At 66.5% G+C, this 13,346-nt stretch carries 5 protein-coding genes; all 5 read left to right on the top strand.

Annotation, left to right across the window (positions count from 1 at the left end):
* Positions 1-494: 494 nt before the first annotated feature.
* Positions 495-1,721, top strand: a complete 1,227-nt coding sequence (locus BJP59_RS13405; protein WP_137281470.1) for a hypothetical protein — start codon at positions 495-497, stop codon at positions 1,719-1,721.
* Between the two features lie 457 nt (positions 1,722-2,178).
* Positions 2,179-3,756 (top strand): DNA cytosine methyltransferase, encoded by a 1,578-nt coding sequence (locus BJP59_RS13400; RefSeq protein WP_137281469.1) that lies wholly within the window; start codon positions 2,179-2,181, stop codon positions 3,754-3,756.
* A gap of 203 nt (positions 3,757-3,959) precedes the next feature.
* Positions 3,960-4,463 (top strand): very short patch repair endonuclease, encoded by a 504-nt coding sequence (locus BJP59_RS13395; protein ID WP_228485436.1) that lies wholly within the window; start codon positions 3,960-3,962, stop codon positions 4,461-4,463.
* A 239-nt stretch (positions 4,464-4,702) separates the two neighbouring features.
* A complete protein-coding gene (locus BJP59_RS13390; protein WP_194521164.1) occupies positions 4,703-7,894 on the top strand; it encodes a hypothetical protein in 3,192 nt (1,063 codons plus the stop codon).
* Positions 7,891-13,260, top strand: a complete 5,370-nt coding sequence (locus tag BJP59_RS13385) for a DEAD/DEAH box helicase (RefSeq protein ID WP_194521163.1) — start codon at positions 7,891-7,893, stop codon at positions 13,258-13,260. The genes BJP59_RS13390 and BJP59_RS13385 overlap by 4 nt, the downstream gene beginning before the upstream one ends.
* Positions 13,261-13,346: the final 86 nt, after the last annotated feature.

The raw sequence follows: 13,346 nt of genomic DNA, 5'->3' as shown, positions 1-13,346 counted from the left end.
CAGCGGAACATCCGCTCCACGCGAGCGCGCACGGACGATGCGCGTGAGAAGCCCGATCGAGCGTGGACGCGGGGTGCGGCGTCGCACTCGACTGCGAACGCGAGGCGAGTGCTGCGAGAAGGTTCATCTGAGCCACGAGACGGTGCACACGCGGCGCACGAGAACTGCGGCGGCCGAGGCGTAAGCTGTCGGTCGCAACATGCTGTTCGGGGGGCTCGCCGTCCTGCACTCCTTCGCGCCCCAGAGCAAGGATCAAGTCCTGTCACCAGTTCTGACGCGCGATAGAAGCCGTCGAGGAGAGCCCGATCGGCTTCAGGGGCGACGACGCGTCAGGCTCGTCGTGCGCAGGTGGATCGACGGGTTGCGGTCACTCATGGTGCGGCCGAGCGAGAGTGTCGTACCCCTGTGCCAGAGTTGGGGTGGGCCACGCCGCTGGCGTGTCGGGTCGGGTAGGTGATCCCCAGTCCAACGAGTACGAGTTTGCAGGAGCGCGCGTGGGATCAATCGTCGTTGACCAGATCGGCCCTGATGGGGAACTCGTTCCAGACGTCGACACGACGCTCAGCGAAAAGGAGAAGAACGACCTCCTCCTGTCCGCGCTGCCCGGCGCCACGACGTCGACGTACGGTGGCGCCCGCGTGGTCAGGTTCCACGACCAGATCATCCTCAAGGCTCAGGTCACGCACCTCGGACACCCGTGGCCCGCCTACAAGAAGCGCATCCAGATCCCGAAGTCTTGGCTGGAGGTCGAGCGACGGGCCACGCGCGACGGACTGGTGACCCGCTTTGTCGGCATCTATCGGTACCGCGCCGTCACCGTTTTCGTCGACTTCGACCCGCGGACGTACATCCAGCGCGCTGCCAACAACTCTGCGGCCCACGTCTCGACCAACGACCTGCACCAGGCACAGACGCTCGGGCTGTTCGAGCGCGTCGATCGCAACGGGAACTGTCTGACCAGCGTCCGGGCTGAACTGCTCGCCGACTACCTTGTCGGTGTCGCAGACACCACTCACCCGAGCGTCGATGTGTTCCGGCGGTTCAACCAGGACTTCTTCACTGGCAGATGGCTGCGCGCTCTCGACGCGGTTCAGGAGATGCACGCTGCCGCGTGGCCCGACAGGTTCCAGAACGAGTGGGCTGGCTTCTACCTCGAGTACCGCTTCGACAGGTTCGTGAGAGCGGAGGGGCTTGCGGACATCGTCCAGTTCCAGAAGAAGAAGCAGCGCGGGGGCTACGACTACGACCTGGTCTTCCACGACGGGCCGCGTGTCGACTTCTACGGTGATCTGAAGGCCTCCAACATCGCCAAGCAGGAGGCCATCGGCAACGACCGCGACGACCTGGTCCGCTGCCTCGAGGAGTTCGGCCGCTTCTGGTACGTGATCTACGAGCACGACACGGTCCACGGGAAGGCCAACGGCGACGTCGCCACGATCGAGTGGAACGAGTGGCGGCGGTCCGTCGGGCACGTTCAGGGCAAGGAGTACAGCCCGCTCTCCTACTCTGGGCGGTTCAAGGAGTCGGTGCGGTTCGCCCGGATGCAGGTGCTCGAGGTGAACGAGGCGAACGCTAGCCTCGTTCTCGGCGACCATCACCAAGGCCGGCAACCCAGCGGTGCCTCGCGCGAGCCCAAGGTCAAGATCCTGAAGAAGCACATCGACAACTTCCTGATCTTCTCCAGCGCGCTGCCCGAGGTGCCGAGCGGCCTACGTGTCTGACACATAGCCGTCTTCGACGTGGAGGTGATGAACGGTCGCGAGGTGACGAGGCCGAAGTCAACCAGAGATCGTGTCTGGCTGTCGGCGAGGTGTAAGGCTCCTCCACCAACGTGCGGAGCTCGGTGACGTTCGGCGCGGGGGCGTCCGGCGACGTAGGTGGTGATCGCGCTGCATCCGGCTTCATCGAGACAGGGACAGGTCGACCAGCGCTTCCCCGACCCAGGCGTGTGGACCTGCCTCGCCAGCGTGGTGTGCGCGGTGCTCGGCCCTCCTAGACTTCACACGGGTTCGAAGAGCCTAGCCGCAGACGAGTCGCTGACGGGTGAGCACCGCTGAACCGAGCCCTGTGGACGAGGGTGCATGCCGTGTGGGTGTCAAGAACTAGGTTGTCTACAGTTCTTCCGCAGTCGGACGCGATCTACTTGCACAAGACGCAGAGAGCTGTCAAGCTTCAGAGGTGGGAGACCAGTTGAGCAAGGCCAACGCGAAGTACAGCTTCGTCGACCTATTTGCAGGCATCGGTGGGTTCCATGCCGCACTGGCTGCTACTGGCGGTGTGTGCGAGTACGCGGTCGAGATCGACAGGGAGGCGGCCGCGGTCTACGAACGTAACTGGAACAAGCCCGCGCTCGGTGACATCACCGACGACGCGAACGATGAAGGTGTGACGCTCCGGGGCTACGACGGTCCGATCGACGTCCTGACGGGTGGGTTCCCCTGCCAGCCGTTCTCCAAGTCGGGTGCCCAGCACGGCATGGCGGAGACCCGCGGCACTCTGTTCTGGAACATCGCGAGGATCATCGAGGAGCGCGAGCCGACGGTCCTGATCCTTGAGAACGTTCGCAACCTCGTAGGGCCGCGTCACCGCCACGAGTGGCTGACCATCATCGAGACCCTGCGGTTCTTCGGCTACGAGGTCTCGGGCGCGCCGGCGATCTTCTCGCCCCACCTGCTCCCGGCGTGGATGGGGGGCACTCCCCAGGTCCGCGAACGAGTGTTCATCACCGCGACCTTGGTTCCCGAGCGCATGCGCGACGAGAGGATCCCGCGCACGGAGACGGGTGAGATCGACGCCGAGGCCATCGGACCCAAGCCGGTCGCCACGATGAATGACCGGTTCCCGATCAAGAAGGGCGGAACGGAGCTCTTCCACCCCGGCGACCGCAAGTCTGGCTGGAATCTCCTCACAAGTGGGATCATCCGTGAGGGCGACCCCGAGCCGAGCAACGTCGACCTTCGCCTCACCGAGACGGAGACGCTGTGGATCGACGCGTGGGACGACCTCGAGTCGACGATCCGCCGCGCGACCGGAAGGCCGCTCGAAGGATTCCCGTACTGGGCAGACTCGTGGACCGACTTCCGAGAGCTCTCGCGCCTCGTCGTGATCAGAGGCTTCCAGGCGCCGGAGCGTGAGGTGGTCGGTGACCGTAAGCGCTACGTCGCCCGAACCGACATGCCTGAGGGCTTCGTCCCTGCCTCGGTGACACGCCCTGCGATCGACGAGACGCTGCCCGCTTGGAAGCAGTCGCACCTCCGCCGCAACTACGACTTCTTCGAACGGCACTTCGCCGAGGTCGTGGCGTGGGCCTACCGCTGGGGTGTGTACACGGATCTGTTCCCGGCGTCACGTCGCAAGTTGGAGTGGCAGGCTCAGGACGCCCCACGCCTGTGGGACACGGTGATGCACTTCCGTCCGTCCGGCATCAGGGCGAAACGCCCGACGTACCTACCTGCACTCGTTGCGATCACGCAGACGTCGATCGTCGGCCCGTTGGAGCGTCGCCTGTCGCCGCGCGAGACCGCGCGCTTGCAGGGTCTGCCGGAGTGGTTCGACTTCGGAGAACAGCGCGCCGCCGCGACTTACAAGCAGATGGGCAACGGTGTGAACGTCGGCGTCGTCCGGCACATCTTGCGTGAGCACGTCCGCCGCGACAGGGCTCTGCTCAAGCTCACGCCTGCTGGACAGAGGATCATCAACGCCGTTCTCGCGGACGAGCCCGACGCTACGGTCGGCGCGCTGGGCGCTGCGGAATGAACACGACCTGCCAGGGGTAGAACGGGTCGTAGTGCGAATCGAGGCTTCGGCGATCCTGCCCAGAGTGAGCGGCAGTTCCACGGATCTGGCCCTGGCAGTACGTCGCGCGGCGCTCGCCTCGTCACTCGTCATTGTCTATGGAGCACGGGCTAGGTTCGGCAGATCGGGTGTTCGCTGTCGCAGGCAGACGGGTGAGTGGAGTGATGCTGATGGATGCCGGGCAGGCGCGGCCGCAACATGTCCCGGCGCACCCGGGCGCGTCGTCCGCTGAGGTGTCGCTGAGGATGAGCGCTGCGCGGAGGCGAGACACGGCGCCCGAGCTGGCCTTGCGCCGCGAGCTCTTCTCCAGGGGACTGCGGTATCGCGTCGCGTTCCCGGTGCCAAGTCAGCGCCGCCGAACGATCGATGTCGCGTTCACCCGAGCCAAGGTTGCCGTCTTCGTCGACGGCTGCTTCTGGCACGGCTGTCCGGAGCACGGCACAAGCCCGCGAGCCAACAGCGAGTGGTGGAAGGCCAAGATCACGGCGAACCGCACGAGAGACCGCGACACGGACCGCATGCTCGCCGAGCTGGGCTGGACCGTAGTGCGCATCTGGGAACACGAGCCAGCGCCGGCGGCGGCCGCGCGCGTCCTGGCTCTGCTCGCGCGCCCGGGTACCGCCGGATCTGCACTCGACCATCGAGCGGCTCGGAAGGCCGACGGATGAGGTGTGGCGTCGCACGGGCTGAACGCGTCACGGGTCAGGAGCGGCACACGGCGGACGCCGGTGCGATCGGCGGGACTCCATGCGGCCGACGCCATGCGCCGAGGGCGGTGGAGCGCTCGGTGCGAGCACTCCGTCATCACGAACCAAACTGAACTGCGGCGCCATTTCACCCGACGCCACCGTGGGTCGTGTCGGAACCTCGTTGTACGTTGCAGCAGGAACAAAGGAGTACCTGCTCAGTGGATCTGCACGCTTGGAACAGGGTATTGCTGGACCGCCTCAAGGCTGACGCGAGACCGCAGCGCCGCCTCTACCTCTACGTCGACCGCGAGACGTTAGCGTCAGTCGCGGGTCTCGACGCCGGTGCGGCCGTGGAGGACTTCTCGCGGGCGTTCCGGGATGCGTGTGGTCGCCAGCCGTTCGAGTGCGCGTACCTGGATGCTCGCCGGTGGAAGGCGAGCGGCTGGCTCGGCGATCCGCCGATCATCGCGGCGCTCGCTATGACGGTCTTGGCTGTCACCGAGATGCCGCTGGGCCACGTCTCGAGCGTCTATCCTCGCCAGAACGAGTTGCTCGGGCTGCCCATTGATGGCGGGATGCCGCCGGACTACGACCTCCATGTGCCCGGAATCTGGAGGATCTGGAACGAGTGGCTCGAGGGCGCTGGCGCGTACCTCGGGCTCCCAAGCGCCGCCCCCTCGTCGCACTACACCAATCAGGGATGGGCGAGGAGCCAAGGGCTCGTTCGACTTCGGGACCGGTACCTGATCGACGACTACCTGAGCACGGTACGCGCCGCGCAGGTCACCGATGTTGACCGCCAGAGGCGACTAAGCGACTTCTGGGCGTGGCTCACGTACCGAGGCGGCGACCGTGTGCGGCATTTCCGTGCGCGGTTCGACAGCCCGGAGGCACGGGAGATCCTTGCGGACGTCGTCGACGACGAAGTCCAGCGCTTCGCTGAAGGTCGAGAACTCTCGCGCACCGCAATCGGTCGCTCCGTCCAGGGGCTGTTCTTCTACGAGCCAGACGAGGACTACCTCGGGCTCGCGATCGAGGTCGACGATCGCGTCACCGACGCCCCCGTCGACCTGGGAGACGGGCCGGAGACCATCGGGCCGGACGAGTCCTATCGCCTCGTTCGCACGCCGTCGAACTCGTCCACGCTTCTCACCGGCGGAACGAAGGTCCCGCTGCGACCTGGGCTCACGCTACGCATCACCCCTGCTCAGGCGTATGCGTTCCGCGACGAGCCGCTGCTCGAGGGGATGATCGAGGTGCGTGGGAACGCGTCCGCGACCCACTACGACGTTCTCGTCGCCAACCAGCACGTCGCGGCGGTCGCAGGCGAGCTCGGCGTTGTCGGCAGTGCTGCTGAACCCGGTCCGGCCGCTGGCTGGTCCTGGTTTCACGATGTCTCCGCGCGCGAGGTCGGCCCGGCGCTTCAGAAGCTTGGGCTGGGTGTGCTCACACCCCCGACACCGATCGGCATGGAACTGCGCGGTGGCCTGCGGCTGGCCCAGGCACGGTACATCGTCGGCTACGAGCCCCAACTCCTGATGCCCGAGCAGCACCCGGCGACGCTCGACCAGAGCATCCAGATCGATGGCACGTCCGACGGGCGTGAACTCTCTGCCTATCGCCTCCGTAGCGGAGAGCATGTGGTCGTCGACACAGTGTCTGGCGAGCGCATCAACTACGAGACCGTCGCGCCGTCGCGCCGTCGCGCCGTCGCATCCGGCTTCGGCTGGGAGCTATCCGACGTTCCGGCCGCGACCAACCGCAGGGAGCGGGATGCGTCTTCGGTAACACTTGCGGGAGCGGTGCTCCGCGGTGGGCATGACTCCGCACCGACGATCGTCGCGGAGGTGCGCGAGAACTACACCGCGCTCGTGCTCGACGACGAGGGTGGGTTGTTCGAACTCACGTCGCCCCGCCGCGAGCGCTGGTTGGAGCGTGCTGGCATAGAGACCTGGAACCTGGATGTACGGCGGGCTGTGCGCGGGACGCATCGGCGCGTAGTCGCGCAGCAGTCCGAGTCCACCAATGCGATTGTGCGCCCTGCGTTCTTCTTGAGCGTCTCGTCGAGGGGGCTCATCCACGCCGTGGAGATCCCTCGGTCGTTGCCGTTGCTGGATGGTGAACCGCTCAGGAGCCGCGTGGAGCGCGGAGTGCCCCAGCCCTTCGCCAACTCGCGGTTCCAGCAGCGTCAGGATCTCCTTGCGAGTCTCGTCGGACGAGAGTGGACATGGAAGGGCGCCCCGGCGGAGAAGCGTCGCAGCGAGGTGCTGACGCGAGCGCTCGCTGATGGGCTGCCAAGGGGCACCGGGGCCGCCCGTCCCAAGCTCGCGCCCGTGGTCGCGGTTGATGCACGGCTCGATGTCGCGTGGAGCTCGCGGGGATACGAACGTACGAACCCGTACGACGTCGCGCTGATGTGGCTCTCGACGCTGAAGGAAACGAAGTCCAGTGCGAAGAGGTTCGCCAGCACGTGGGAGTGGATCTGCCACGACACGGGCTGGCGCGACCTCGCAGCCGAGTGGCGCTTGGCCCTGGAGCGACTTCGCGTCCTCGGTCACATCGAGCGTGACTTCACAAACCAGACGGTGCACGTGGCGCCCGCCGCCCTCGTCGGGCTCCCCAGTGCAGACGGCATCTGTCTGTTGACCGGTGCCCGCCCAATCGGCGCACTGAAGCGGCTCTTCTCGTCGGCGGACGACGACGAGGCGGTCGCCCGCGCGGCACAGCTCTTCCTTCCGTTTCGCCGAACTCAGACCGACCCGCGAACGCACAGGCCCCTTGGCCCGACGACGCTCTACCTGGCACCGCAGCCGGGTGCAATGGAGAAGATCGTGGAGGGCCTGGAGGCGCTAGGCATCGAGGCGTGCGACGTAAAGCCCTCTGACGGCTTGCTCGACGCACTCCCTACACCTGAACGGATCGTGCAGAACGGCACCTCGCTCACGGTCTCGCCGTCCAGTCGGTTCAGCGTGTGGCGACGCGATCACGGCCTGCGGGCGTCCTACTCGTGGCGTGACGCGAGCAACGATGCCGCACCCGGGCTGTACCAGTACCGGACCACCTTCGGGACGAGAGTCCACGCGTGGCGCCCGACGCTGATGAGCGACCTGGTGTTGCTGCCCGACGTCACTACGGGCAAGTGGATGGACGAGGCGCGTGAGAACCGACGGACTCACCTCAAGCACAACCAGGGCAAGCGGCTGCTCTTCACTCCGGTTGCGCTCGATCTGCCACATCTCATCAAGCGCTCCCTGGTGCTGCGCACGGGCCTCCAGCCGACGAAGCGCCCGCTGGGCAGTCAAGCAGACGAGTACTACGTGTACGAGAACGTCGGGCCCACGGCAGCGAGCCGAGTCGCCGAACTGCTGGACCAGGACCTTCAGGACTCTACAGATGGAGAGTGCGCATGACCGACACACCTCTGACGGTCGATGGCGCGTATGCGTCGCTTCGCGAGACGTTCCTGCGGTTCTACAACACCGCCTACAACCTGCGCGACCAGGCGATCAGCGCCGAGCGGGAGGCGCTGCTGCGCCGCGACGGCGTTGCGCTGACCACCCCGTACGTCGAACTGATCCCGTCCTACGAGCCGTCGACCGAGACGCTGGCCGAAGTCTTCGATGCGGTGGAGGTGCCGATGGCGACCGATCTCATCGGTTCGGGGCTCCTGCCGCATGCTCACCCGTACAAGCATCAGGCGGAAGCCCTCGTCGCCTCCCTCTCTGGGCGCGATGTCGTGGTCGGCACTGGGACTGGGTCAGGCAAGACGGAGTCGTTCCTGCTGCCGGTGATCGCACGACTGGTCAAGGAGTCGACCTCCTGGTCCGAGCGTTCTCGGACCGACTCGACTTGGTGGGCTGCCAAGGGGCCGTTCCAGCCACAGCGCGAGAACCGAAGCGGTCGCCCGGCAGCCGTCCGGAGCCTGGTGCTCTACCCGATGAACGCCTTGGTGGAGGACCAGCTCGTCCGGCTCCGCCAGGCTCTGGACTCGGATGCCGCCCAAGAGTGGTACGCGCGTGAGACTCATGGCGAGCCGTTCTTCTTCGGCCGCTACACGGGCCGGACGCCGGTCGCTGGCACAAGAGTGGCGGCGAAGCCAGAACGAGTCGACCGGCTGCGCGAGATCCTCCGCCAAGCCGACGCGCGGCACACCTCCCTCCTCGAGCGGCTGAGCCGAGGAGAGGTGGAAAAGGATGCCCGCTACTTCCTGCCGTCCCTCACTGGTGGAGAGATGCGCTCCCGGTGGGACATGCAGGAGACGCCACCTGACATCCTGATCACCAACTATTCGATGCTCTCGATCGCTCTTGGTCGTGACGACGAGGCATCGATCTTCGAGAAGACCCGCCAGTGGATCGAGGCGTCACCCGACAACGTGTTCACGCTCGTCGTCGACGAGCTGCACATGTACCGTGGGACCGCCGGTACCGAGGTCGCCCTCCTCCTGCGCCGGCTCTTCAGGCGCCTCGGGCTCGACACACGGCCCAAGCAACTCTCGGTGATCGCGACGTCAGCATCGATCGGCGATGACATACCTGGCCGAGCATTCCTCTCTGAGTTCTTCGCGCGTCCGCGCGACAGCTTCGCCTTCATCAAGGAGCCTGAGCGCACCCACTCGAAGACTGACCTCGACGAGTTCGCCGCGACCCTGCTGGCTGACACGTGGTCGACTGCTGCAGGGCCCACCGGAAAGACAGTCCGCCAGGCGATCGAGTCGGCCATGACCGTGGACGGTGAGTCCCGCCCGCGAGCGGTCGATGTTCTCGCTCAGAAGCTCTTCCCGTCGGTCGGTGCAGACAGCGCCGCGCTCGCGTTCGACCGGATCATCCAGCGACTCGGCGCAGAGAAGAACCCGGCGGCGCGACTTCGCGCCCATCTCATGTTCCGCACCATCCAGGGCCTCTGGGCATGCTCCGACCCCGACTGCACCGCCGTCGCCGCAGAGTACCGGTCGGCCGAGCGCCGGATCGGAAAGATCTACGCAGCACCTCGGTTCACGTGCGAGTGCGGCTCTCGGGTCCTCGAGCTGCTGTACTGCGAGTCCTGTGGTGAGTCGATGCTGGGCGGCTTCGCCGTGAAGGAGGGGAAGAAGGAGTACCTTCTCGCATCCGCAACCGACCTGGAATCGCTCCCGGACCGACCCAAGAACGAGCGCAACGCCGCGAACTACCGCGTCTACTGGCCGACGGACAGGAAGTCGGTCGCCGGCGACTGGAGCCGACTCGGCAAGCAGCTCGACTCCGATCCCGCGCGACCGAAGTTCAAGATGGACTTCACGCAGGTCAACCTCAGCCCGGGCACCGGGAAGATCAGCGCGCTCGGGACGAAGACCGGCCTGCGATTCCGGGTCACCACCGACGGGGTAGCCGACGCGGTCGACCGCATGCCCGGCTTCCCGACGCGGTGCCCGTCGTGCGGTGACGACCGAGAGCTGGACTGGCTCAAGCACCTGGGACCGGAAAGCCGTGAACGCTCGCGCTCACCGATCCGGACGCAAGGTGTTGGTTTCGATCGCGCGAACCAGGTTCTCACGGGAGCGATCCGGCGCCTGCTCGACTCGAGTCTCGTTGTCTTCTCTGATAGCAGGCAGGGAGCAGCTCGCGTCGCGGCCAACCTCGAGCTTGCGCACTATCTCGACCTCGTCAGGGCGCTCGTTCTCGACGAGCTGACTGGCGGAAGTCAGCGGCTCGAGCTCATCGAGGCCGCGATCGCGAAGAAGGACAACTCCCCCGCGGCGACGTCGGCGCTCGCCGACCTCCAGGGCAGGGATCCTCAAGGCGTCACCGCGCTGATGAAGCGTACGTACGGAGTTCTCCTCGATGCTGGCGACGTCGCGGCCATCGAGCGCGTCGAGCTGCACCTCGGGGGGACCCCGACACTGGTGGACCTCGCCGGTGCTATCGAGCCTCGCCTGCTCGGGCTCGGTGTCAACCCTGCTGGACCGGACGCGCTCCTCCAGAGCACCGGCGCGCCCGGTGCCGACGGTGGGCAGCCCTGGACGGACTGCTTCCGGTGGAACGTGACCCCGCCGCGTGCGGACGAAGCCGCGCTCGACGCCCCCGCAAAGATGCTCCTCGGGGGCATCCGTGAGGAGTTGAGCCGGCAGATCGTCCGAACAGCGTTCGCAGGCGGTGACCGTGACGTTGAGTCGCTCGGCCTGGCCTACGCGGTTCCCGCCGAGCCGATCACTCTTGCGGCCCTTCCCGAGGGCGTAGCGGACGAGTTCGTATCGTCGTTCCTGCGGCTCATGCTGCGACGCCGGCGCGTCACGTCGGTCATCACCGATGCCAAGACGAACTGGCCCGGAGACGTTCGCGAGTACGCCAAGAAGGTTGCCCGAAGGCATGGCGACGGCGACGGCGACGCCCTGCTCGACCTCGTCGGCGCACGCCTCAAGGTGGGCCTGCCCTCAGGCTTCCTGCTCAAGCCCGAACAGGTCCGCCTGCGTCACGTAGCCGACACCGAGGTCTGGCGCTGCAAGGCCTGCCGGACTCGGCATCTCCACGCGAGTGCCGGTTGCTGTGTCTCCTGCGGCGGCGAGCTCGCGAGCGAGCCGCTGGTCGCAGGCGTCGTGGACGACTACTACCGATGGCTCGCGACCGAGGCTGGCGGACTATCGCGTCTCCACTGCGAGGAACTGTCCGGACAAACGGACCTGCTCGACGCTCAGGCCCGCCAGGCGCGCTTCCAGAAGGTTTTCTTGGACGAGTCGGAGGTGCCCCTGGCCGATCAAGTCGACGTGCTCTCGGTGACGACCACGATGGAGGCGGGTGTCGATATCGGCGCGCTGAAGGGCGTCGTCATGGCGAACATGCCGCCCCAGCGGTTCAACTATCAGCAACGCGTGGGCCGCGCGGGACGGCGAGCTGAGCACCTCGCGCTCGCGCTGACCGTCTGCCGAGGCGCCCGGAGCCACGACGAGCACTACTTCGCTCACCCCGAAGCGATCACGGGCGACCAACCGCCTCAGCCCTTCCTCGACACGTCGAGCGCTCCGATCGCTCGCCGAGCACTCGTCGCGGACGTCCTCACCCACGCCTTCGACGCCGTCAGCAGTGTCGAAGACTTCGAACCGGGCTGGTCAGTTCACGGACAGTTCGGCTCGCGCGACGGCTGGCTCGAGAACGAGGCACTTCGGAACGGAATCGACGGGTGGATCGGCGCACACGGTCAGGAGATTGCCGACGCCGCAGCCAGCCTCTTGCGCTTCACCCATCTGCCGGCGGATGAGCGGGAGCGGCTCGTTGCGTACGTGACCAGTGACCTCGTCGGCGAGATCACGCGTGTCGCCGAGTCGAACCGGAACAGTGAGCTTTCGCAGGCACTCGCAGAGGCTGGTCTTCTGCCGATGTTCGGATTCCCCACCCAGGTCAAGACGCTCTACACGCGCCGCCCAGCGCCGAGGAAGGACGCATCCACGCTGGACCGCGACAGCGCCATCGCGGTCTCAGAGTTCGCGCCCGGTTCCGAGCTCGTGAAAGACAAGGCCATCCACACAGCCGTCGGCGTCGTCGACTTCTACCAGCGGGTCGACGGTTCGTGGGCTCAAGGTGCCGAGCCCCTCGGGGAGCGGCAAAGTGCGGGTCTCTGCAAGGCATGTGTGTCCATCAGCGACGGTACGACAGAGGCATGCCCTGTCTGCGGCGCGCGAGATCCCGAATACGCGGTCATCGAACTCGCTCATCCGATCGGCTACAGGACGAGCTTCCGACACAGAAAGTACGAGCAGCTCTCGGAGCCGACAGCGCGAGCTGGGCAACCCCGCCTCTCGGTCAACAACGCTGAGTTGCTCCCGGCGGTCAAGAACGCCGCACTCCGCTCGGCGAACGCAGAGGTCGTCGTCGTCAACGACAACGACGGCCGCATGTACCAGTTCGCGCCCGCCTCCAACAAACTGCCCGACGGGCGGGTCGTGCCAGAGGCGGGACTCATCGATACGACCTTCCTCACAGACCGAGACCGTGCAAAGGCCGCGTCCTTCTGGGGTCAGGGAGACTCGAACGCTGCTCTTGAACCGGTCGCGCTCGCGGCCCGGCGCCGAACAGACGTCCTGACCGTGGGACTCTCCGCGCTGCCAGCCGGTCTCCGGATCGACCCGCGCGAGCCTGTCGGCAGGGCGGCGTGGGCCTCGCTCGGTTACTTGCTCCAGTCGGCCGCAGTGCGATGGCTCGATGTCGGCTCGGACGAGATCGAGGTCGGCATCAACTCGCTCAGTGACGGCACTACCGTGACCGCCGAGCTGTTCATGGCGGACAGCCTCGCGAACGGCGCCGGATACGCGCGCCGTCTTGGCGACCAGTTCGAAACTCTCCTGCTCAAGGCACGTGAACTGGCTAATGACCTGGAGACGCACAACTCCGGAGTCCCCTGCGACTCCTCCTGCTACCGCTGCCTCCGCGACTACTCAAACAGCCGCTGGCACCCGCTCCTCGACTGGCGCCTCGCCATCGACATGCTCGACCTCATGGAGGGGTACGCGCTTGAGCCGGCAAGGCCCCGAGCGCGCGACCTTCGCGCAGCGCGAGCCGTTGCTCGTGACTTCGGGTTCACGGTCGAGGAGTTCGATGACGTCCTCGTCGTGGTCTCCGGCAACGGAGCGAAGCGACTAGCGCTTCTTCACCCCTTGGAGCAAAGGGATGCACCGCGCATCAGCGCGATCCGAGGGAGAGCGGCGCTGACGGTCGTCGACGACGCTCCGCTCACGGACTCCACGTTCAACCTGATCCGCCGCCCAGGCCGTGTAGCGGCTCCCCTTCTGGGTTCCGGGAGGTCGTGAGTGCGACCGGTTTCGGTCGGAACGTCAGTGGTGTCGCGCCGAGCCCCGCGGCCGCGCACCGGTCGACAGCGTCGCTGAGGATGGAC

Origin of the sequence: Cellulosimicrobium sp. JZ28 (assembly GCF_015327065.1) — a bacterium.
GTDB lineage: Bacteria > Actinomycetota > Actinomycetes > Actinomycetales > Cellulomonadaceae > Cellulosimicrobium > Cellulosimicrobium funkei.
The sequence above is the reverse complement of the archived record's forward strand: the minus strand, read 5'-3'. Positions and strand labels throughout refer to the sequence as shown.